Source organism: Peptacetobacter hiranonis (assembly GCF_008151785.1).
Classification (GTDB): Bacteria; Bacillota; Clostridia; order Peptostreptococcales; family Peptostreptococcaceae; genus Peptacetobacter; species Peptacetobacter hiranonis.
Map to the genome: position 1 here is coordinate 1,032,756 of NZ_CP036523.1, position 21,900 is coordinate 1,054,655.

Below are 21,900 nucleotides of genomic sequence, written 5' to 3' on the forward strand. Positions count from 1 at the left end.
AAACCAAATTATGTCGGAATCGTTTTCTAGAACCTTACTTCTTTTTTTTGAATACAGATAAATAAGAAATCCATATGCAATGTAGAAGAAAGACTCAGGCAGGCAATTTAAAGCCGCTTGTTCTTGAAAACCTTGTTGTAGCCAAATTGCTCCAAATCTGGTTATAAAAACTCCTATCGCAGAAAAAATACTAACCGGTATAATTGGAAAATCTTCAATTAAAAATAAAAATACTGGAAAAGTTATTATTCCTATAGATATTTTAAAATTATTTAAAAATAAATTTATATTAAATTGTGCAGCAAGCACTGTTATTAATCCAAAGAGAATTGTAGTTTCAAAAAAATTTTTTCTACTAAATGTTTTATATTTCATCTTTTTCCCTCGTTTTTTATTATTACAAAATATATTTTAACACGTAAATAGTATTATTGAAAGTTTCTATATAAATAAATTTTAAAATATATTTTAACTATAATTATTGTTTATGGCATAAAAAAGAATGAACATATAAACCAATTAATATGATAAGATATTATTGTAAGAAAGGAAGTGATTTAAGCATGAAGAATAATGTAGATAAAAATTATTTCAAAGACCTAAACAGAAAAGATTATATAGAAAAGGCGTATGAAATAATAACTAATGAAGGAACAAAGGCTATTTCGATAAGAAGAATTGCAAAGGAAATGGGATGTAGTTCTACATGTTTATATAGATACTTTAAAAATTTAGACGAGCTACTGTTCTATGCACATATGGGATTTTTAAATTGTTATCTTGAGGATTTAGAAAATGCAGAGAAAACATGGAAAACAGTATGGGATCAGCATCTAGGTGTATGGGAGTGTTATACAAGAGCAGCATTTAGATATCCTGAAGCATTTGATATGATATTTTTACATGAAAATAGCAAGAATTTAGATACAGCTGTGGTTGAATATTATAATATGTTTCCAGAAAATCTGAGTGGATTTAAAGAACATTTAAAAAAGATGCTTGAAACTCCTGGATTTTACGATAGGGACTTTGAGATGTGTATGCAATGCGTTGATGCAGGTCAGATAAGTTTGGAAAATGCAAAGAAGATGAACCATATGGAGTGTACTCTTTATATGGGATATTTAAAGGATATTCTTAGCAATGGTATTAAAGAAGAGGATATAGAAGATAGAGTTAGATGTTTTGTTAGAGAAGTAAAAGACATAGCTAATTTTTATGCAGATAAATTTGAATATACAGGAGCAATTATATAGTTGTTAAAAATATAGTCAAAAATATACATATATAGACAAATGTATTTTTATAGACAAATGTATTTTTTACAAAGAGCTCCCTACATTCATAAAGAGTGTAGAGAGGCGAGAAATCGCCCAAAACTCCTTTAATTGCTGGAAGTTCCTAAAGCTAGTTAAACTACAATGTAGAATTGAAAAATATTCAAGCGTGAATGTTGCGAAAGCAGAAAAAATTAACTAGATAGCATAAGGTTAAATCCTAAGTGCTTTAATAATGGATAATCAGCAGCCAAGATCCGAACAGGATAAGGTTCAACGACTAGGCAAATGCCGTACATCACAAGCTATTGGTGGTGGAAATGGGGAGCATCTAAAAAATTAGATGGTGATATAGTCTGTGCTTAATGGAAACATTAAGAAGTTCATAAGAGAACTGATTGGAAAGTAGCGATTCCGATTGAACACTCTAAAAATATATACGGATGTATTTTAGATATAACGACCGTATTTTTTATTTATTTAAAAACTTAAAAAAATTTTTATATTATTTGTATAATATAACTTCGATTAGTATATAATACAATTAGAAAGATAAATTTGTTATAGAATCGAGGTGAGGTAAATGAAAAAGACAATAACTAAAACTGTAAAACAATATTCCTATAAAATTGATGATTATAAGGTTGAAGAATTATTAAAAATAGGAAAAGAATATAAAAATGTTAAAAATTACGTATATTCAAGATATAGTGGAATAAAAAGTCTTTTAATCATTGAAAAACCTCGAAAAATCAGAGATGCATGGGTAAGTACAAAGTTTTATGAACAATGGAAATTACCAGCTAGATATTGGAAATTAGCATTACAAGATGCAATTGGAAATATAAAGTCTGGTTGGTCTAATACAAAAAATGAAATTAGGACTGCTGCTTATAATAATGAACATTTATCTACTGATGATAGATATTATATAAATTATATACTATCAGCAAATAAGCTTTATTATAACGTATTAAACAATATAAACTTTGATATTCCTAAAAAATTTGTAGGAAAAAACTTAAATATTAAATATTTGAACAACTTAATAAAAAGATACACTAGAAGATATAAAGGAAAAGTACCATACACAAATAAAATAAATTCTTTTTCGATAGATACAGGTTTATATAGATATTCAAAAAATAACACAAATGAAAATTATATTTATATATCTTCAATGGAAACAAGAAAAAGAGTAGCGATTAAATTGAGGGATTCAAATAAATACAACAAAACACTTAAAATCAAAATCATAGATAATGTATTGAGAATAAATATTCCATTAGAAGTGGAATCAAAGGAAAATAACAACGAAAATATTATAGGAATAGATAAAGGATATAGATACTTGCTTGCAACATCAAATGGAAATCTGTATGGAGAAAAACTTAATTATTATCTAAGTAAAGAAACAGAAAGATTGAATAATAAAAATGCTAATCGAAACAGATTTTTCGCACTTAGAAGAAAATACATTGAAGAAGGTAACACTAAGAAAGCAGACAATATACTTAAAAATAATTTAGGAAAGAAAAAATACAGAAAAAACAAAAATAAACACAATGAAACAGTTAAATCTTACATCAACAAAAATATCAATGAATTTATAAAGTCAGAAAAGCCGAAGGAAGTTGTAATGGAAAATTTAGATTTTGTAAATTGGGATGACAGATATCCAAAATCTGTAAAAAGAAAGTTATCTAGATGGATTAAAGGCTACATAAGAGATAGACTTGAATACAAGTTTAAATTAAATAGTATTGAATTTACATACATAAATCCAGCATATACAAGTCAAATTTGTAGTAAATGTGGAAGATTTGGTGTAAGAAATGGAGATTCATTTGTTTGTGAGTATTGTGGAGAAATTCATGCAGATATAAATGCAAGTAAAAATATTTTAGAGAGAAAGTATGATAAAGAAATAAAGATGTTTACAAGTTATAAGAAAGTTAAGGAAATACTAGAAAGTAGAATTGCTGATATAAAGTAAAAAGATAGGTTAAAAGTATATTTTATTTAATCACGAATATATTTTGTATTTATCCAACTGTTGATAAATAGAGGGTATATTTTATCGGTGACGGGGGTTAGATAAAATGCTTTAAATAAATAAAAAATACGGTTGTGGGATAATCGAGATAGAAATTTTATCGAGATAACTGGCTCAACCAAGACTTAAAACTATCAAGAGATAGAATAAGAGCGAAATATCTAAAATGAATACATTTGTATATATTTTTAGAACCAGACTTTATTTAATAAATAATTTATGATATTATGAAATCGGGTATAGAATTGAATTGGAGGAATTAAAATGTTTGAAAAAGAAAAATGTACTATAGTTACTAACAATGATAGAGTTGCCGATAAATATAAGGATATAATGAAAGTTGAATTGGTTAATTCATATGAAGAGGTTCTTATTAAGGCTAGAAATATGGTTTATGATAGACATAGACTGCTTACTCATCCACAGGCTGGTAGCTTAAAACCGAATCAAACTCCATACAGATCTATAATTGTATACCCATCTGATAACAGTAGTAATATGGACGATGTTATGATGATAGAAAAGGCTATTGAAACTTTTAACAAATTTAGAGAAATAAAAGAAACTCCAAAATATGAAGAAAAAATAGCTAATGATTATAAGACAATAGATTTATCTATGATAGATAATGTAATGCCAAGAATACAATAATAGAAAAAACATATAAGAAATATATATAAATAAGCTTAAAAAATTGAATAATTGATTTAAAAAGACATTTTACTGTTTATTAGAGTGAAATGTCTTTTATTTTATCTATTTTTATATGAATTTTTTTACAAAAAGGTAAAAAAATAAGAGAAAATATTCTCATAAATAGAATTAAAGATATAAAATTTATTTGTAAAAATAATTCTGAAAATTTAATGATAAAATATAGACAAACCTTTTCCTATGTGATAATATTTAAGTATAGAAAAAATCTATACCTGAATAAAGACAGAATAAATAGAAATGTCTAAGATTGGAATAAGAAATTAAAGTTTTATAAGCCAATCATTTTTTTAGACTTTATGTTATCACGATAACTAAATCGAAGGAGGTAGCTACATGAAACTAGAATTAGGCAAAATACGTATCGATGATATTCAGTTCGGTGAAGAAATATGTGTAAAAAATCACACACTTTTCGTTAATAAGCAGGAAATTATCGACCTTGTATTAGAAGACGATAAGATAAAAGACTGTAAAATCGAACTAGCTAAACCAGGAGAGTCTACAAGAATAACTCCTGTAAAAGACGTTATAGAACCTAGAGTTAAAGTTAGTGGTGGAGGAGAAATTTTCCCAGGTGTTATAGGAAAAGTTAATCCAACAGTTGGAAATGGTAGAACTCATGCACTTGATGGTGCTTGCGTTATAACAGTAGGTAAGATAGTTGGTTTCCAGGAAGGTGTAATAGACATGAGTGGACCAGCTGCAGATTACTGCCCATTCTCTAAAACTAACAATATATGTGTAGTAGTTGAACCACAGGAAGGTTTAGAAACTCATGTATATGAAAGAGCAGCTAGATTAGCTGGACTTAAAGTAGCTGCACACATAGGAAAAGCAGGAAAAGATATAGAACCAGATAGTATAGAAACTTTTGAAACAAAACCTATATTTGAACAGGCTGCAGAATATCCAGATCTACCAAAGATAGGATATGTTCACATGCTTCAGTCACAGGGATTACTTCACGATACATATTATTACGGAGTTGATGCTAAACAGATAGTACCAACATTTATGTATCCAGAAGAAATAATGGACGGAGCTATAGTATCTGGAAACTGTGTTGCACCTTGTGATAAGGTTACAACATATCATCATTTCCACAATCCGGTAATAGAAGATTTATTTAAACGCCATGGAAAAGAATTAAACTTCATGGGTGTTATATTAACAAATGAAAATGTATTCTTAGCAGATAAAGAAAGACATTCAGATATGGTTGCTAAATTGGCAGAATGGATGGGACTTGACGGATTACTAATAACTGAAGAAGGTTACGGTAACCCTGATACAGACTTAATGATGAACTGCAGAAAAGTAGCAAACAAAGGTATAAAAGTAGCTATAATAACTGATGAATTCCCAGGAAAAGACGGAAAATCACAGTCATTAGCAGATACTTGTAAAGAAGCAGATGCAATGGTATCTTGCGGACAAGGTAATGCAGTACTTCACTTCCCACCAATGGATAGAATAATAGGAATGACTGATTACATAGAAAATCAGATAGGTGGATGGTCTGGATGTATGAATGAAGACGGAAGCTTTGATGCAGAACTTCAGATAATAATAGCATCTACAATAGCTAATGGATTCAACAAACTTGCAGCAAGAGGAAATTAATAATAGAAGAAATTAAACTTATTTTAGATAAGATTATTTTTAATGGTAATCGAGAAATGTTGAGATATTAAATTTACCGGAAAGGGGATATATCAAGATGGCAAAATATAAAATAGTTCATTATATAAATCAGTTCTTTGCCAATGTAGGTGGAGAAGATATGGCAGATTATAAGCCAGAGCTTAGAGAAGGAGCAGTAGGACCAGGGCTTAAATTAAATGAGTTACTTGGAGAAGATTATGAAATAGTTGGAACTATAATATGTGGTGATAACTACTTCGGCGAAAATCTTGATGAAGCAACTGGAATTGTTTTAGACATGGTTAAAAAATGTGAAGCTGATGCAGTAGTTGCAGGACCAGCATTCAACGCAGGTAGATATGGTGTTGCATGTGGTACAGCTTGTAAAGCAATAGAAGAAGAGTTAAATATACCTACAGTTACAGGAATGTACGTAGAAAACCCTGGTGTAGATATGTTTAGAAAAGATTTATTAATAGTTGAAACTCCAAACTCAGCAGCAGGTATGAGAAAAGTTCTTCCTAAAATAGCTAAATTAGTAAAAAAATTAGTTGAAGGTGAAGAAGTTTTAGGACCTAAAGAAGAAGGATATATTGAAAGAGGTATAAGAGTTAACTACTTCGCTGAAAAGAGAGGATCTGACAGAGCAATAGATATGCTACTTAAAAAAATAAAAGGCGAAGAATATGTAACTGAATACGAAATGCCAGTATTTGACAGAGTAGATCCTGCTGAACCAGTTAAAGATATAAAAAATGCTACAATAGCAATAGTTACATCTGGTGGTGTAGTTCCAACAGGAAACCCAGACCACATAGAATCTTCAAATGCAACTAAATACGGTGAATATAGCATAGCTGGAATGGAAACCATGAGCAAAGATGATTTCACTACTATACATGGTGGATATGATAGACAGTTTGTTATGGAAAATCCAAACTTAGTTGTTCCTCTTGATGTTTTAAGAGAGTTAGAAAAAGAAGGTGAATTTGGAAAATTATACGATTCATTCTTCACAACTACAGGTACTGGTACAGCAACAGGAAGTGCTGCTAAATTCGGTGATGATATAGGTAAAAAACTTATCGCTGATGGTGTAGACGCTGTTATACTAGTTTCTACTTGAGGTACTTGTACTCGTTGCGGTGCAACAATGGTTAAAGGGATAGAAAAATACGGAATCCCAGTAGTGCATATGGCTACAGTTGTTCCTATTTCATTAACAATAGGTGCAAATAGAATAATCCCAGGTGTTGGTATCCCATATCCTTTAGGAGATCCAACTCAGGGTGAAGTTGATTCTAAGAAAATAAGAATGAATATGGTTAAGAGAGCTCTTAAAGTTCTTCAGACTCCAGTTGATGGACAGACTGTATTCGAAACAGATGATTTTTAATATAGCTTAATACATAAGGGCTAACCGACCTCCTATAAGAGAGAGTTTTCATAGCATTCGGTTATGCCCTTATTTTTTATTTGATATTAAATATTTATGTTGTACAGCAATATATTAATAGTTGTATATACTTACATTAATATAAGTGCAATTATAACTAGCATACCTACAACACCAATAAATGCAAAGAAGTTTAAAAGATAATTAAGAGCAGTTTTTGCAGTTTGGAAGTCTTCATACATTTTAGATACTTTTTCATCGCTTTGATTATTTTCTCTGACGTCATCTAAATCTATGTCCTTTATCAGTTTGTCAAGAGATATATTAAAGAAGTCACTTAGTAATACAAGTTTTTGAAAGTCAGGATAGCTTTGTCCAAGTTCCCACTTTGATATAGTTTGTCTAGATACTCCTAGTTCGTTTCCAAGTTCTTCTTGTGATAGTCCTTTTGCTTTTCTTAGTTCGATTAGTTTTTCGTTGAATTTCATATAAATCACTCCTAAGTTAGTTTTCTTATAAAAATAATAGCAAAATATATGAGTTTTACGCAACCAATAAAGGTTGGCAATTTGTCAATTAGAGTTAACATTGGCTTAATTTCAAGGGTTTAGGAAGTAATAAATATAAAACTGTATATTCTGTGAAATTTTAAGTATTTTAAATTTTAAAAACTATTAAATGAAAGAATTTATTGTTATAATAAAAATATAGGATGTATGTAAGATGATTTTATTTTATAAAGGTTATTATTATAATGAATATAAAGTTTAGCCTACATTCTAAGTTAAGGAAATAGAAATGAATTGTTAGCTATATTTAGCTGATAGATAAGGAGGAGTATTTTGAAAGAGATAGTAATAAAACTGACAAGAGATACATTTGATTATAAGTTTAAGCAGTATGAAGGGAAGTTTTTCCATGCTACTATAGATGAAAATAGTGATATAGTGAAGTATAAGGTTACTTCTGATGAAGCTGGTAAAGAGCTGAAAGAGTTTGGTAATACGCATATAAAGGATGGAAACTTTTTATTTATTCCGCAGCTAGATATTTATATTGATTTAAAGAAGATGAAATAATTTGAAGGGAGAAGTTAAATGATAAATGTAATGATGGTTTGCCATGGGAATATATGTCGCTCAACTATGGCAGAATTTGTTTTAAAGGATATGGTAGAAAAAGAAGGATTAGCAGATAAATTCCACATAGAATCTTCAGCGACAAGCAGAGAAGAAATTGGAAATCCAGTACACCATGGAACAAGAAAAAAACTAGCAGAAGTTGGAATATCAACTGCTGGAAAATACGCAAGACAGATAACTAAAAAAGACTACAAAGATTTCGACTATATACTAATAATGGATGATATGAACAGAAGAAACCTAAAAAGAGTAGTTGGAGAGGATGTAGACAACAAAGTATACAAACTACTTCATTTTGCAGGAAGTGAAAGGGATATAGCAGATCCTTGGTACACAGGAAACTTTGATGTTACTTACGATGATGTAATGGAAGGATGTAGTGCTTTCTTAGAATACTGCAAACAGAATGAATTGTAGTAGTTAAAAGAGGAGTAATTATGAGTTCGATAAAATACGAAATAATAAGTTTAATAGATAGACAGGATTTAAAAGACGAAGCAGCGAATTGGTTTAGCTCTAAGTGGAGTGTTCCAAAAGAGGCTTATTTAGAAAGTATGGAAGAGTGTTTTACAGGAGAAAGTCCAGTTCCTCAATGGTATGTAGCAATTGAAGAAGGAAGAATAATTGGTGGATTGGGAGTTATAGAAAATGACTTTCATGAAAGAAAAGACCTTGCGCCAAATGTATGCGCTGTATTTGTTGAGGAAGATAGACGTTGCAATGGAATTGCAGGTGCTTTATTAAATCACGTATGCGAAGATATGAAAAACAAAGGCATTGATACATTATATCTTCTTACAGACCATGACTCATTCTATGAAAAATATGGATGGGAATATTTCTGTGAAGCTTATGGAGATGGAGAAGAAAAACCTTCTAGTATGTATATACATAGATAAACAAGTTATATAGTGATAAATAAAGCTATATAATATAGTTAAAAACTTATAAAAGGGGTGTTAACATGAAAGTATTATTAATCAACGGAAGTCCACACGCAAATGGATGCACATACACAGCACTTTGCGAAGTGGAAAAAGAACTAAAGAAAAACGACATAGAAACAGAAATAATCCATGTTGGAAACAAGGATATAAGAGGATGTGTCGCTTGTGGTACTTGTAGACAAGTTGGAAGATGTGTATTTGATGATATGGTAAATGAAGTAGCTCCAAAATTTGCTGAATGTGATGGAATAATTGTAGGGTCTCCAGTATATTATGCATCAGCTAATGGTAATCTAATATCATTCTTGGATAGATTATTCTATAGTAGCAGTTGTGATAAGACTATGAAGGTAGGAGCAGCTGTTGTATCTGCAAGAAGAGGTGGATGTTCATCTACATTTGATGAATTAAACAAATACTTTACAATAGCTGGAATGCCTGTAGCATCAAGCCAGTATTGGAATAGTGTGCATGGAAACACATCAGAAGAAGTATTAAAAGACGAAGAAGGACTTCAGGTTATGAGAACTTTAGGTAAAAATATGGCATTCTTAATTAAGAGTATTGCTTTAGGTAAAGAAAAATATGGATTACCTGAAAAAGAAGCTAAAGTTGCTACAAACTTTATAAGATAATTAATAAAAATAATACGATAACACAATGATAAAAGCTGGGTAAAAAATTACTCAGCTTTTATTTTATATTTATGAAATAGATAATTAAAAGAAATATTGTATCATTTTTAAAAAGAAGTTATCATTAAAATAAGAGGTGATAAAAATGCGTTTAACAAACGAACATAATATGGACGTATCATCAAGAATGTCTCTAGATGATAACAAATTAGATATATTTATAGTAGAAGATGACTTTGTATTAGCAAAAGAAATAAAATTACGGTTAGAAAAATACGGATATACAGCGCAAACTGTGGTAGATTTACAAAATATAACAAACGAAGTACTTATTGCAAATCCAAAGCTAATTTTAATGGATATTAACCTTCCATATAAAGATGGATTCCAGTGGTGCAATGAGATAAGAAGATTTTTAAAAGTGCCGATAATATTTATCTCATCAAGGGATAGCGATATGGATATCATAATGTCTATAAACATGGGTGGAGATGACTACATTGTAAAGCCATTCTCAATACAACTATTAATTGCAAAGGTTCAGGCTGTTTTTAGGCGTGCATATTCTTATAACATCACAGCAGATAGGGAAATCATAAAAGTTGGAGAAATAACACTTAACATAGCTGATGGAACAGTTATAAAAGATGGTATTGTTGTAGAACTAAGCAGAAATGAGTTTAAAATACTACACATATTAATGCAAAATGCAGGTAGCATTGTAAGTAGAGATGAGATAATGGATGCACTTTGGAGCACAGATGAGTTTATTGGTGAAAATACTCTCACTGTAAACGTAACAAGACTTAGAAATAAACTAAAATCAATTGGGCTAGATGATTATATTAAAACTAAAAAAGGACAGGGCTACATAATAGAAGATTTATAATAGTAGCTATGTTTTGAGGAGAAATAAAATGAAGATTATAGATTATTTAAAAAGCAATAAAGTTTATATTCTTCTATATATACTGTTTATACTATTATTCAACATAAATGTTTACATAGATACAGGAATAGATATGGGAAAAGATAGCTTGATTTATCTTAACTTAATATTTGCACTAGCTTTGGTATTGTTTATTATATATGACTTTTTTAAGAAGAAAAAAGAGTTTGATACAATTTTGGATACTGTTAAAGTTATAGATAGTGTAGATGTTGACGAGGAATTTAAAGATGGTATAGAAAAAGAGCTTATAAGACAGATAAAAGAAGAACATATATATTGGATGAATAAAATGGAAAAAATAGAGGACGAGTTAAAAGATGCTAATGATTATATGACAGACTGGATACACCAAGTAAAAATACCTATTTCTATACTAGAAATTATGTCTAAAAGAGTGGATGATGCAGAGATTTCAAAAAATATAAATAGAGAAATAAAAAGAATAGACTCACTTGTTGAGCAGGCATTGTACATAATAAGATCAGGTGAATATAGCTCAGATTTTTCTATTGAAGAAGTTGAGATAGATAAAGTAATAAGAAATGTAATAAAAAAGAATAGATATTTATTTATATACAACAAGCTAGAGATAGACATTAGTGAAATTGGATTTTCTGTTTATACAGATAGAAAATGGATAGCTCATATTATAGAGCTAATAATAGACAATGCGTGCAAGTATTCTCACGAGGGTGGAAAGATAGAGGTTTTTCCAGAGCAGCGTGAAAAATCTAGTGTTATCCATATAAAAGATTATGGAGAAGGAATAGATAAGGTAGATTTGGATAGAATATTTGAAAAAGGATTTACAGGAAAAAATGGAAGAAACAGATTTAAATCTACAGGAATGGGGCTTTACATATCTAAAAAAATACTTACCGCACTAGGAGATGATATAGAAGTAAATTCTGTTGAAGGTGAATTTTGTGATGTTTCGATAATATTCAACAAAGGACACGATTTCTTTAAAGTTATGCAATAAAAGTAAATTATAGTAATAAACAATAAATATATAGATAAAATTGATTGTTGGTCATATATACGGGTATCTACTAAGTAAGCAATCAAAAGATGGAGGATATAAAAATTATGAGTATATATGATTATAAAGTGAAAGATATAGATGGTAATGAAGTTGATATGAGTGAATTTAAAGGGAAAACACTTCTGATATTAAATTCAGCTACAAATTGAGGCTTCACTAAACAGTATGAAGCTCTGGAAGAGCTTTACAAAAAATATAAAGATGAAGGATTTGAAATATTAGATTTTCCTAGTGACCAGTTTGGACAGACTCCGGGCACTGATGCTGAAGTAAAGCAGTTTGGAATTGATAAATATGGTATAACATTTAGACAGTTTTCTAAAATAGAAGTAAATGGTGAAAATGAAGAACCTTTGTTTACATATTTAAAAGGACGGAAAACAGGTCTTGGTGGGAAAAATATTAAATGGAACTTTACTAAATTCTTAGTAGATAAAGACGGAAATATAATAGATAGATTTCCACCAATGATGAAACCAGAAAAATTAGAAAAGAAAATAAAAAAATTATTAAAATAAAAACTTCTAAAATTATTTTTTATTGACAAATAAAAACTTTAATAATATAATTAAAGTTAATTGAATAAGAACTATCTTCAGGGCAGGGTGAAATTCCCTACCGGTGGTAAAGCCCACGAGCTGCAAAGCATGATTCGGTGTAATTCCGAAGCCGACAGTAAAGTCTGGATGAAAGAAGATGAAAAGTACTATTTATTATATATTATAGTTTTATTTGCTCTGGAATGAATTAATCATTTCAGAGCTTTTTTAATTTATTTAGATAATTTTAGCACTTTTAAATGTCTTGGATAGCATATTATTCAAGACATTTTTTATTTTTAGGAGGTGTTAAAATGTGTGAATGTAAATATATGCAATTGGCATTAGAAAATGCAAAAAAAGGTGTAGGATTTGTTAATCCTAATCCTATGGTAGGAGCAGTTATTGTCAAAAATGGAAAAATTATAGGTGAAGGATACCATAAAAAATATGGTGGTCTTCATGCAGAACGAAATGCATTGAATAATTGTTCAGAAAATCCTAAAGATGCTACCATGTATGTAACTCTAGAACCATGTTGTCATTATGGAAAAACTCCACCATGTACAGATGCAATAATAGAAAATAAGATAAAAAAAGTAGTTATTGCTAGTCTAGATCCAAATCCTAAAATGTCTGGTAAAAGTTTGGATATATTAAAAAAACGGGGAATAAAAGTTGAAAAGGGGCTTTTAGAAAATGAAGGCGATAAATTGAATGAAACTTTTAGAAAGTTTATAACAACTAAAAAACCATTTGTATTATTTAAGTATGCTATGACAATGGATGGAAAAATAGCTACTAAAATAAATGAATCTAAATGGATTACAGGTGAAGAAGCTAGATTAAATGTACAAAAAACTAGGCATAAATATTCGGGAATAATGGTTGGAGTGGATACTGTAATTATAGATAATCCGATGTTAAATTGTAAGATAGAAAATGGACTAAACCCAATTAGAATAATATGTGATACAAATCTAAGAACACCTATAGGATCAAAAATAGTATCTACAGCAAAAGAAATACCTACAATAATCGCAACTTGTTCAGATGATGAGATTAAAAAAGAGCAATATATTGAAAAAGGATGCGAGATTTTACAAATTAAAATAAAGAAAAAAAAGATAGACTTACAAGATTTGATGTCTAAATTAGGAGAAAAGAAAATAGACAGTATACTTCTTGAAGGAGGTGCAACTTTAGCATGGAGCGCTTTTGAACGGGGAATAGTAGATAAAATACAAGCATATATAGCTCCTAAAATATTTGGTGGAAATGGAAAAACAGCAGTATTAGGAGAAGGGATTGATTTTCCTAAAGATGCAATAATGCTAAAAAATAGTGAAATCTTTAGATTTGGAGATGATTTTATGATAGAAAGTGATGTGACTTATAAATGTTCACAGGAATAATAGAGGAAATAGGAAATATTGTATCGATTAAAGTTAATGGTGATTCTAGGAAATTATTTATAAAAGCAGATAAAATATTAGAAGATGTGCACAGAGGTGATAGCATAGCGGTAAATGGAATTTGCCTTACTGTTACAGAGTTTTCTGATTCAGAATTTTCAGTCGATGTAATGCATGAAACTATGAAAAGAACTTCCCTAAATAAGTTAAAAACAAATAGCAAAGTTAATTTAGAAAGGGCAATGGCTGCAAATGGAAGATTTGGAGGTCATATAGTAAGTGGCCATATTGATGGGACTGGAATAGTTAAAAATATAAATAAAGATAGTAATGCGATATGGTACACAATTGAAGCTGATTTAAAAATTATGAAATATGTGGTTGAAAAAGGCTCTATTACTATAGATGGAATAAGTTTAACAGTGGCTAATGTTAGAACAAATAGTTTTGATGTCTCAATAATTCCACATACTCTAGAGAACACTATCTTAGCTTTTAAAAAAATAAATGATATTGTAAATATTGAGAATGATTGCATTGGAAAATACGTAGAAAAATTAATGAATAAAAATAAAAAAGAATCAAATATAAATAGAGAATTTTTATTAAGAAATGGATTTTAGAAGTATTTACTAATAAACTATTTTTTAGATTAGGAAAGATATTTTAATAATTGGAATTTTTAAGGGAGGAAAAATGATGAGATTTGAATCAGTAAAAAAAGCAATACAGGATTTAAGAGAAGGGAAAATTATACTTGTAACAGATGACGAGAACAGAGAAAATGAAGGTGATTTAATCTGTGCAGCTGAGTTTGCTACAACAGAAAATGTAAATTTTATGGCAAGTTATGCAAAAGGTCTAATATGTATGCCTATGTCAAAAGAATTAGCTAAAAAATTAGATTTACCACCAATGGTAACTCATAACACAGATAATCACGAAACAGCATTTACAGTATCAATAGACCATGTAGACACAGCTACAGGAATATCTGCTGTTGAAAGAGGATTAACTGCTAGAAAATGTGTAGAAGATGATGTAAAACCAGAAGATTTCAGAAGACCTGGTCATATGTTTCCTCTGATAGCAAAAGATAATGGAGTGTTAGAAAGAGATGGACATACTGAAGCAACAGTTGATTTTATGAAATTAGCCGGACTTAAAGAATGTGGACTTTGTTGTGAAATTATGAGAGAGGACGGAAGAATGATGAGAACAACAGAGTTAAAAAAAATGGCAAAAGAATATGGATTAACATTTACAACTATAAAAGATTTACAAGACTACAGAAAAACATATGATAAATTAATTGAATGTGTTTCAAAAGTAAAAATGCCCACAAAATATGGAGAGTTTATGGCTAGTTGCTACATAAATAAATTGAATGGAGAACATCACATAGCCTTAGTAAAGGGCGAGATAGGAGATGGAGAAAATATTCTTTGTAGAGTGCATTCAGAGTGTTTAACAGGAGATGTATTTGGATCTTTACGTTGTGATTGTGGGGAACAATTTGATGTAGCTATGCAAAAAATAGCAAAAGAAGGAAGAGGAGTTCTGCTTTATATGAGACAGGAAGGAAGAGGTATTGGTCTTGTTAACAAAATGAAGGCATATAAACTTCAAGATGGGGGAATGGACACTTTAGATGCAAACTTAGTATTGGGATTTGATGGAGATGCTAGAGAATATTACATAGGAGCTCAAATTTTAAGAGATTTGGGTGTAAGGTCTTTAAATCTTCTTACAAACAATCCAGATAAAATATATCAGTTAAAAGATTATGGAATTAAGATAAATAATAGGATTCCTATTCAGATAGATGCAACAGAATATGATGAATTTTATTTAAAAACAAAACAAGAAAGAATGGGACATATATTAAATTTAAAGGGGGAAAACTAAAATGAAAATTTACGAAGGAAAATTATTAGCAGAAAGTGATATTAAAATAGGAATAGTAGCAGCGAGATTTAACGAATTTATAACATCAAAACTTCTTTCAGGAGCAGTAGACGGATTAAAACGTGAAAATGTTAAAGAAGAAAATATAGAAGTGGCTTGGGTTCCAGGAGCATTTGAAATACCAGTAGTAGCTTCAAAAATGGCTAAGAGTAAAAAATATGATGCAATAATATGTTTAGGTGCAGTAATCAGAGGAAATACAAGTCATTATGATTATGTATGTAGTGAAGTATCTAAAGGAATAGCTCATGTAAGTTTAGAAAGTGAAATACCTGTAATGTTTGGAGTACTTACAACTGAAAACATAGAACAGGCTATAGAAAGAGCTGGAACAAAAGCAGGAAATAAAGGATTTGAATGTGCTCAGGGAGCAGTAGAAATGGTAAATCTTATGAAATTGTTATAATAAAAATACTAGTACAAATTAAATATTAAAAATAAAGTAAAAGAGGGAGGTATCGTAAAAGATACACTCCCTTTTTAAATTGGTTATTAAGTATTTTAGTTACTTGAAAGCAAAATTAATTATTTTACCTCTGAATATTTCATAACTGTATATTTTAAAAACTCATTGAACTTATTATATTCTTCATCTAATAAATCTCTACCAAAACTCATAATTTTTAGACTATGTCCATCAAATCCTTTACGATAAGGAGGATGGATATGGTGGAATTGTTGAAGTTTAAAGCCTAAATTTGAATAGAATTTCAATCTCTTTATAGAAACCTCATCTACAGGTTCGTCTATTTCAATGATAGTGTTCGGATTTTCTTTGCAGAATTCTGTAAGTATTTTAGAACCGTAGTTTTTACCTCTCAATTCTGGAGATATCGCTAAATGTTCAATATACACAAATTCCTCATCTTTAAAATCGTACTTCCAATAGAATAATAGACCGATTAAAGTATCGTCTTCGCATATTATATCTGCGTGGTAGTCCTTGCGCTCAAACACCTCGTCTTGATCCTTTAATAGCCTCTGCTCGAAAATTGGGAAACTACATTCATATATTTTCATAGTTTCATCAAAGTACTTATCATTTTTTGATTCTAATCTTATAAACTTCATCAAATCACCTCTTAAATTATAGTATTCAATAAATTCTATAATATTACTTTATAACTATTTTGTAAATGATAATTGTTAAAATATTATTTAACTACTCTTTTGTAAAGACTTATTGCAATAATTGCTGCCACAAATTCCGCTATTGGGAATGTAATCCAAACACCTGTAAGTCCAATTGATTTAACAAGTATTAAAGAAAGAGGAACTATTATAATAAGCTGTCTAAATATTGATATCAATAAAGAATAAAATCCCTTACCTAATGCTTCAAACACACCACTCATAGTTATTCCAACAAATGAGAATGCAAATCCAAGTGAAAGTATTTTAAGGCCAGGTATACCAAACCCTAAAAGCTCATCTGTTGCACTGAACATAACTAATAAATCTTTTGTAAATAGGTTAAATGCTATAGTTCCTGAAACAAGAATAACTGCTGAGAATATCATAGCGTATTTTATTGTTTTTAAAACTCTATCCTTAAGTTCTGCACCATGATTATAACTTACTATAGGTCTCATCCCCTGAATTATACCAGTTACAGGCATATTTACGAATGTCTGTAACTTGTAGTATATACCGAAGAATGCTATACCTGCATGTGATACAGATGCTAGTATTCCGTTAAGTATGGATACTAAGATTGAAGGTAAAGACATCATAACCCCTGAAGGAAGTGCAACTTTATATAAATCTGATATAAGTTTAAAATTAACTTTTAAATGGTGTTTTTTTATTTTTACCGGAGATTGTTTTAAGAATAGGATAACTGCAAGTGTAGCAGCACAGAACTGACCTATTATTGTAGCTACTGCAGCTCCTAAAACACCCATCTGTGGAGCACCAAACATGCCAAATATTAAAATAGGATCTAATATTATGTTAACTATAGCTCCTATTCCCTGTAAAAACATTGGAACAACCATGTTTCCATTTGACTGGAATATTTTTTCAAATAATATATGGAATAATGATCCAAATGTAAGAGTTATAACAACTGAACCGTACTGTATTGCGTAGTTTATAACTTCTGGATCATTTGTAAACATTGAAAAGAATGGTCTAAGTCCAAATAAACCTATTAATACGAATAATAACGCATGAACTATTGTAAGAATTATTCCCTGTCCAGCATAAGAATCTGCCTTCTCCATGTTTCCTGCACCCATGTTGATTGCTATATTTGCATTTACCGCAACTCCAAGTCCAACCCCAAAAGATAGTGAAAGATTTTGAAGTGGGAACGCTAAACTTACTGCTGTAAGAGCATTCTGACTTATCTGTGCCACGAAAATACTATCTACTATATTGTAAAGTGACTGTATCAACATTGAAATCATAGGCGGAACTGCCATTGAAATCAATAGAGGAACAACACTTCTATCTGTCATCGGATTGTACGACGACGGTTTTGAATTACTTAATTTTTCTATGTTTTCCATTAAAAAACCTCCCCTTAAAAAAATAACTGCAATAAAAAAAGCTATAGACACACTAGTTTATTCTCAGAAACTAGGAAATCTATAGCCCAATTGGCAAAAATATATATTTTTAATTCACAACTATTAGTTATTTTATAATATAAAAACAAACTCGTCAACAAAAATTTCTACTACAAATGTTTTCCTATAAAAAATAAATTTAAACAATTATTATGCTTTAAAACTATTTACCAAAGATAAATCTCATCTAAGCAGTTTCAATATTATAAAATTGAAATGGTATATATGTGTCATAGCCAGCGACAATACAACTTGATTGTCTGGAGCGGATATGACACATATATACTATTTTACGAGCAAACCTTACGAAATTGTAACATTAGATGCCGTATTTTGTAAGGTTAATCGATTTTTAGAAAATCAGAAAGAATATAAAATAAAATCATAAAGAAAAACATACGAGAGGAGGAAAATTTTATGAGGAATGTAATATTTATAATTTCAATGATACTATTATTTCTAACACTACTTGTTGGGCTAGAAAGTATATTCACAGGTGGGTTTCAAGGACTATTGAGAAAATCAAAGATTATAATTCCATTAATGATAGGATATGTGGTTTTATATTCAGTTTATATTTTTAACGTATAGTTTGAAGTGTATTTTTAGTAAATATATTGTATTATAAATTTAAGATGGAAGGTGAAAAAATGATTAAAGCGGAAAAATTAAAAAAAGAATTTAGAGTACACGGAAACGTGTTTAAGATACTAGAAGATATAGATATTGAGATAAACGATGGAGAATTTATTGCAATAATGGGGCCATCTGGAGCGGGTAAATCAACGTTGCTAAATATTCTATCTACTATAGAAAGACCAACTTCTGGAAGTGTGAAATACGATGGCAAGGAAGTATTTAACATGAAGAACAAGGAGATTTCAAAGTTTAGAAAGGATAATATAGGTTTCATATTCCAAGATTATAACCTTATAGATTCAATGTCTATTGAAGATAATATAGCATTGCCGATGGTTATTTCAGGAGAAAATTATAAAAAAATAGAAAAAGAAGTAGATAAGTATGCAGGATTTTTCAATTTAAATCCTCAATTAAAAAAATATCCGATAGAGTTATCAGGAGGTCAGAAGCAGAAAGTTGCAGCAGCTAGGGCATTGATAAGTGATCCAAAGGTAATATTTGCTGATGAGCCAACAGGTGCCTTAGATAGTAAATCATCTGTAGAGCTTTTAAATTGCTTTAAGAAAATGAATGATGAACTAGGAAAGACAATAGTAATGGTAACTCACGACTCTTTTGCAGCTAGTTATGCAAAAAAGGTCCTATTTATAAAAGACGGTAAAATAAATATGCAGTTAAATAGTAGTGGAAACAGAAAAGAATTTTTCGATAGCATAATGACAGTACTTTCTTCAACAGGGGGTGCGGTTAATGAGATTGTTTAAAATATCTTTAAAAAACATAAAATACAACATAAAAAACTACGGAATGTACATATTTTCAATGGTTTTCTGTATAGCTATATTTTACAATTTCATGTCTATAGGTAGCAGTGAACAGCTTGAAGCAATGAGAGATTTTAAAACTTTCAATGCAATTGTTGGTGTATGTACATTTGTTTTAGTTATATTTTTCATAGCATTTATCAGGTATTCGACAGGATTCTTTGTTCAACAGAGGAAAAAAGAATTCGGAATATATACATTCATGGGAATTGAAAACAGAAAAATAGCTCTATTATTTGCTCAAGAAGGTTTATTGATAGGAGTATTGTCGCTTTTATTGGGAACTCTTTTGGGAATAATTACCAATAGGATGTTCATAATGGCAATAATGAAAATTTCTGAATCAAAAAATGCAATTAGCTTTGAAATTTCTAAACCTGCAATAATCTACACATTGCTGATTTTTGGGGTTATACTTCTATATTCATTCTTTAGAGAGTATAGAGCACTTGTAAAAACTGATATAGCGGAACTTGTAAAAGGTGCAAAAATTAAGCAAGATTATGTTGTAAAAAGCTCAGCTACTAGATTTTTATTAGGAGTAGTAGGAGTTGTGATTCTATTTGCAGGATATTATGTCGGTGTTTATTATGATAAGTTAAATATGATAATGATGTTTGCAGTAATAATAGCACCAATACTTGTAATAATTGGCTTAAAGCTAGTTTGCTCCGGGTTCTTAACTGAAATTTTTGCAAGAATAACAAAGCATAAAAAGATAAAATACAAGGGAACTAATATAGTAAGTTTGAATAGTATCGCATTTAGCATAGTTGAGAATAATAAAATAATGTCATTGACTTCTATATTAATAGTTTGTTGTATAACAGCTCTTTCAGCAGGACTCACTATGAATAATATATTTAAAAATATGAAAGAAACAGATTTTCCATACAGTATCTCTTGTATAGCTTATGATAATCAGGATGAGGAACTTTTCAAAAGAGCATTAGAAGAAGATAAATCAAATGTCAAAGAGCAGGTAAAGATTAGATATATGAGATCTTTGGCAGACGCATTTTCAACTTATCCAGGATACAACGATATAAGTGTTGTGAAATATTCTGATTATGAACGTGTGAAGGCATTGAAGGGAAAAGATATTCAGAAAAATATGGAGATAAAAGAGCCAAAATCTGGAGAAGCGGTATTTTTAAAGACTCCTAGAAGTATGGGAATTGAATCAAGAGAAAAATTTAAAATTTTAGGTATGGAATTTAAGAAAAAAGGTATGGTAATAAATCATATATTTACCTCTCCTGACGAGGGATTTGGATATATAGTTTCTGATGAGGATTATGAAAAACTATATCAGAAAAAATTGCCAAAAGATATGATAAAAGAATTAACTATAATAAAAAATGAAGAAAAATTCTTAAAAAGCTTAGATACAGCTAAAACACAAAAGGATTTAGAAGTAACATTTTTAGCTGCAAATACTAAGGAATTTACAGAAACACAGAAGATAAGTAGTTATATAAGGGACAACGGAAATTTAGAATTTGTAGCTGCAGAAGATTTTGATTACAAAAATTACACAATCTATAATTTAGTTGGATTTATTTCTCTATTTATGGCGATTGTGTTCATAATTTCAACAGGGGCGATTCTATACTTTAAGTATATGGTTGGAGCTGTTGAGGATAAGAAAAAATTCTATATCCTTAGAAAGATTGGAGTAGGAGAGGATTTTGTCAAGAAATCTGTGATAAAGCAGACAGCTATATTCTTTATGATTCCGTATGTGTTTGGAATTGGAAGTGGAATTGTTGCAGGTCAGTCGATTCAGAAAGTTTTTGCTTTGGAAAGTAGCTTGCTGATTTCAAATCCACCGACATTGATTGCAATTGCGGTGTTTACGGTTGTGTATTTTGCTTATTATGTTTGTGCTGTTAGGAAGTATCTAGTAGAGATTAAGTAATATCCTCTTTGGGAGATTTTGATCGCAGTTATTTCCCTTCCAGGCTTCGGCGACTCGATATAAATTTTTTAAAAATATAAAATAAAGTATAATAAAAGTGACATGGATGGGAAAGTATATATATGAAGATTATAATAGTTTAATTGACACACGTGTTAATACGTATTATAATCTAATTAAGGTGAAAACCTTAATAGTTAGCTATGA

21 protein-coding genes, 1 pseudogene and 1 riboswitch are annotated in these 21,900 nt (G+C 29.8%); of the genes and pseudogenes, 19 read left to right on the forward strand and 3 right to left on the reverse strand.

Features of this window, described 5'->3' with window-relative positions:
• Positions 1-524 precede the first annotated feature (524 nt).
• The 5 genes from KGNDJEFE_RS04885 (at position 525) to grdF (ending at position 7,090) form a co-directional block, all read left to right on the forward strand.
• Positions 525-1,256: a TetR/AcrR family transcriptional regulator gene (locus KGNDJEFE_RS04885; RefSeq protein ID WP_006439391.1), complete on the forward strand. Its 732-nt coding sequence runs from the start codon at positions 525-527 to the stop codon at positions 1,254-1,256.
• A 604-nt stretch (positions 1,257-1,860) separates the two neighbouring features.
• The gene (locus KGNDJEFE_RS04890; protein ID WP_148881804.1) at positions 1,861-3,273 is read left to right on the forward strand and encodes an RNA-guided endonuclease TnpB family protein; all 1,413 of its coding nucleotides are present in this window, start codon (positions 1,861-1,863) and stop codon (positions 3,271-3,273) included.
• A gap of 324 nt (positions 3,274-3,597) precedes the next feature.
• Positions 3,598-3,984 (forward strand): GrdX family protein, encoded by a 387-nt coding sequence (locus KGNDJEFE_RS04895; RefSeq protein ID WP_006439392.1) that lies wholly within the window; start codon positions 3,598-3,600, stop codon positions 3,982-3,984.
• Positions 3,985-4,383: 399 nt separating this feature from the next.
• Positions 4,384-5,673 (forward strand): sarcosine reductase complex component B subunit alpha, encoded by a 1,290-nt coding sequence (gene grdG, locus KGNDJEFE_RS04900; protein ID WP_006439393.1) that lies wholly within the window; start codon positions 4,384-4,386, stop codon positions 5,671-5,673.
• Between the two features lie 97 nt (positions 5,674-5,770).
• On the forward strand, positions 5,771-7,090 hold the full coding sequence (gene grdF / locus KGNDJEFE_RS04905; protein ID WP_083780540.1) for a sarcosine reductase complex component B subunit beta: 1,320 nt from the start codon (positions 5,771-5,773) through the stop codon (positions 7,088-7,090).
• Positions 7,091-7,221: 131 nt separating this feature from the next.
• On the opposite strand, the gene KGNDJEFE_RS04910 is transcribed toward grdF, so the two are convergent.
• Positions 7,222-7,578: a helix-turn-helix domain-containing protein gene (locus KGNDJEFE_RS04910; protein ID WP_006439396.1), complete on the reverse strand. Its 357-nt coding sequence runs from the start codon at positions 7,576-7,578 to the stop codon at positions 7,222-7,224.
• Positions 7,579-7,932: 354 nt separating this feature from the next.
• On the opposite strand from KGNDJEFE_RS04910, the gene KGNDJEFE_RS04915 reads away from it, so the two are divergent.
• The 11 genes and pseudogenes from KGNDJEFE_RS04915 (at position 7,933) to ribH (ending at position 16,139) form a co-directional block, all read left to right on the forward strand.
• A complete protein-coding gene (locus KGNDJEFE_RS04915; RefSeq protein WP_006439398.1) occupies positions 7,933-8,169 on the forward strand; it encodes a hypothetical protein in 237 nt (78 codons plus the stop codon).
• Positions 8,170-8,187: 18 nt separating this feature from the next.
• The gene (locus KGNDJEFE_RS04920) at positions 8,188-8,649 is read left to right on the forward strand and encodes a low molecular weight protein-tyrosine-phosphatase (protein WP_040410243.1); all 462 of its coding nucleotides are present in this window, start codon (positions 8,188-8,190) and stop codon (positions 8,647-8,649) included.
• Between the two features lie 20 nt (positions 8,650-8,669).
• Positions 8,670-9,131, forward strand: coding sequence for a GNAT family N-acetyltransferase (locus KGNDJEFE_RS04925; protein WP_006439402.1), 462 nt, complete (start codon positions 8,670-8,672; stop codon positions 9,129-9,131).
• A gap of 65 nt (positions 9,132-9,196) precedes the next feature.
• On the forward strand, positions 9,197-9,814 hold the full coding sequence (locus tag KGNDJEFE_RS04930; RefSeq protein WP_006439405.1) for a flavodoxin family protein: 618 nt from the start codon (positions 9,197-9,199) through the stop codon (positions 9,812-9,814).
• A 145-nt stretch (positions 9,815-9,959) separates the two neighbouring features.
• The gene (locus tag KGNDJEFE_RS04935) at positions 9,960-10,703 is read left to right on the forward strand and encodes a response regulator transcription factor (protein WP_006439407.1); all 744 of its coding nucleotides are present in this window, start codon (positions 9,960-9,962) and stop codon (positions 10,701-10,703) included.
• A gap of 28 nt (positions 10,704-10,731) precedes the next feature.
• Entirely contained in the window at positions 10,732-11,748 is a 1,017-nt protein-coding gene (locus KGNDJEFE_RS04940; protein WP_006439409.1) for a sensor histidine kinase, read from the forward strand.
• Positions 11,749-11,972: 224 nt separating this feature from the next.
• Positions 11,973-12,329 (forward strand): annotated as a pseudogene (locus tag KGNDJEFE_RS04945) (glutathione peroxidase); the annotation flags it as partial.
• Positions 12,330-12,398: 69 nt separating this feature from the next.
• Positions 12,399-12,513, forward strand: a riboswitch (FMN riboswitch).
• A gap of 151 nt (positions 12,514-12,664) precedes the next feature.
• Positions 12,665-13,765 carry a bifunctional diaminohydroxyphosphoribosylaminopyrimidine deaminase/5-amino-6-(5-phosphoribosylamino)uracil reductase RibD gene (gene ribD, locus KGNDJEFE_RS04950; RefSeq protein ID WP_040410244.1) on the forward strand — a complete coding sequence of 367 codons (1,101 nt, stop codon included), beginning with the start codon at positions 12,665-12,667 and terminating at the stop codon, positions 13,763-13,765.
• Complete coding sequence (gene ribE, locus KGNDJEFE_RS04955; protein ID WP_006439413.1) at positions 13,750-14,388, forward strand: riboflavin synthase; 639 nt, start codon at positions 13,750-13,752, stop codon at positions 14,386-14,388. Before ribD ends, ribE begins: the two co-directional genes overlap by 16 nt.
• 73 nt (positions 14,389-14,461) lie before the next feature.
• On the forward strand, positions 14,462-15,673 hold the full coding sequence (locus KGNDJEFE_RS04960; protein ID WP_006439414.1) for a bifunctional 3,4-dihydroxy-2-butanone-4-phosphate synthase/GTP cyclohydrolase II: 1,212 nt from the start codon (positions 14,462-14,464) through the stop codon (positions 15,671-15,673).
• 1 nt (position 15,674) lies between these two features.
• On the forward strand, positions 15,675-16,139 hold the full coding sequence (gene ribH, locus KGNDJEFE_RS04965; protein WP_006439415.1) for a 6,7-dimethyl-8-ribityllumazine synthase: 465 nt from the start codon (positions 15,675-15,677) through the stop codon (positions 16,137-16,139).
• Positions 16,140-16,258: 119 nt separating this feature from the next.
• On the opposite strand, the gene KGNDJEFE_RS04970 is transcribed toward ribH, so the two are convergent.
• Together KGNDJEFE_RS04970 and KGNDJEFE_RS04975 are read right to left on the reverse strand one after the other, a co-directional pair.
• A complete protein-coding gene (locus tag KGNDJEFE_RS04970; protein WP_006439416.1) occupies positions 16,259-16,804 on the reverse strand; it encodes a GNAT family N-acetyltransferase in 546 nt (181 codons plus the stop codon).
• Between the two features lie 83 nt (positions 16,805-16,887).
• Positions 16,888-18,246, reverse strand: coding sequence for an MATE family efflux transporter (locus KGNDJEFE_RS04975; protein ID WP_050754635.1), 1,359 nt, complete (start codon positions 18,244-18,246; stop codon positions 16,888-16,890).
• Between the two features lie 477 nt (positions 18,247-18,723).
• Here KGNDJEFE_RS04975 and KGNDJEFE_RS11720 point away from each other — a divergent pair, with 477 nt between their 5' ends.
• From KGNDJEFE_RS11720 to KGNDJEFE_RS04985, 3 genes are read left to right on the forward strand one after another with little or no spacing between them, the layout of a single operon-like run.
• Entirely contained in the window at positions 18,724-18,897 is a 174-nt protein-coding gene (locus KGNDJEFE_RS11720; protein WP_006439418.1) for a hypothetical protein, read from the forward strand.
• Between the two features lie 59 nt (positions 18,898-18,956).
• Positions 18,957-19,712, forward strand: a complete 756-nt coding sequence (locus KGNDJEFE_RS04980) for an ABC transporter ATP-binding protein (protein ID WP_148881805.1) — start codon at positions 18,957-18,959, stop codon at positions 19,710-19,712.
• Complete coding sequence (locus tag KGNDJEFE_RS04985; RefSeq protein ID WP_040410245.1) at positions 19,699-21,693, forward strand: FtsX-like permease family protein; 1,995 nt, start codon at positions 19,699-19,701, stop codon at positions 21,691-21,693. Before KGNDJEFE_RS04980 ends, KGNDJEFE_RS04985 begins: the two co-directional genes overlap by 14 nt.
• Positions 21,694-21,900 lie beyond the last annotated feature (207 nt).

What these genes read in the sequence shown, in the direction of transcription:
- KGNDJEFE_RS04885 (WP_006439391.1), top strand. Translation starts at nt 525, where the DNA reads ATGATAAGATATTATTGTAAGAAAGGAAGTGATTTAAGCATGAAGAAT.
- KGNDJEFE_RS04890 (WP_148881804.1), top strand. Translation starts at nt 1,861, where the DNA reads ATGAAAAAGACAATAACTAAAACTGTAAAACAATATTCCTATAAAATT.
- KGNDJEFE_RS04895 (WP_006439392.1), top strand. Translation starts at nt 3,598, where the DNA reads ATGTTTGAAAAAGAAAAATGTACTATAGTTACTAACAATGATAGAGTT.
- grdG (WP_006439393.1), top strand. Translation starts at nt 4,384, where the DNA reads ATGAAACTAGAATTAGGCAAAATACGTATCGATGATATTCAGTTCGGT.
- KGNDJEFE_RS04910 (WP_006439396.1), bottom strand. Translation starts at nt 7,578, where the DNA reads ATGAAATTCAACGAAAAACTAATCGAACTAAGAAAAGCAAAAGGACTA.
- KGNDJEFE_RS04920 (WP_040410243.1), top strand. Translation starts at nt 8,188, where the DNA reads ATGATAAATGTAATGATGGTTTGCCATGGGAATATATGTCGCTCAACT.
- KGNDJEFE_RS04925 (WP_006439402.1), top strand. Translation starts at nt 8,670, where the DNA reads ATGAGTTCGATAAAATACGAAATAATAAGTTTAATAGATAGACAGGAT.
- KGNDJEFE_RS04930 (WP_006439405.1), top strand. Translation starts at nt 9,197, where the DNA reads ATGAAAGTATTATTAATCAACGGAAGTCCACACGCAAATGGATGCACA.
- KGNDJEFE_RS04935 (WP_006439407.1), top strand. Translation starts at nt 9,960, where the DNA reads ATGCGTTTAACAAACGAACATAATATGGACGTATCATCAAGAATGTCT.
- KGNDJEFE_RS04940 (WP_006439409.1), top strand. Translation starts at nt 10,732, where the DNA reads ATGAAGATTATAGATTATTTAAAAAGCAATAAAGTTTATATTCTTCTA.
- ribD (WP_040410244.1), top strand. Translation starts at nt 12,665, where the DNA reads ATGTGTGAATGTAAATATATGCAATTGGCATTAGAAAATGCAAAAAAA.
- ribE (WP_006439413.1), top strand. Translation starts at nt 13,750, where the DNA reads ATGTTCACAGGAATAATAGAGGAAATAGGAAATATTGTATCGATTAAA.
- KGNDJEFE_RS04960 (WP_006439414.1), top strand. Translation starts at nt 14,462, where the DNA reads ATGATGAGATTTGAATCAGTAAAAAAAGCAATACAGGATTTAAGAGAA.
- ribH (WP_006439415.1), top strand. Translation starts at nt 15,675, where the DNA reads ATGAAAATTTACGAAGGAAAATTATTAGCAGAAAGTGATATTAAAATA.
- KGNDJEFE_RS04970 (WP_006439416.1), bottom strand. Translation starts at nt 16,804, where the DNA reads ATGAAGTTTATAAGATTAGAATCAAAAAATGATAAGTACTTTGATGAA.
- KGNDJEFE_RS04975 (WP_050754635.1), bottom strand. Translation starts at nt 18,246, where the DNA reads ATGGAAAACATAGAAAAATTAAGTAATTCAAAACCGTCGTCGTACAAT.
- KGNDJEFE_RS11720 (WP_006439418.1), top strand. Translation starts at nt 18,724, where the DNA reads ATGAGGAATGTAATATTTATAATTTCAATGATACTATTATTTCTAACA.
- KGNDJEFE_RS04980 (WP_148881805.1), top strand. Translation starts at nt 18,957, where the DNA reads ATGATTAAAGCGGAAAAATTAAAAAAAGAATTTAGAGTACACGGAAAC.
- KGNDJEFE_RS04985 (WP_040410245.1), top strand. Translation starts at nt 19,699, where the DNA reads ATGAGATTGTTTAAAATATCTTTAAAAAACATAAAATACAACATAAAA.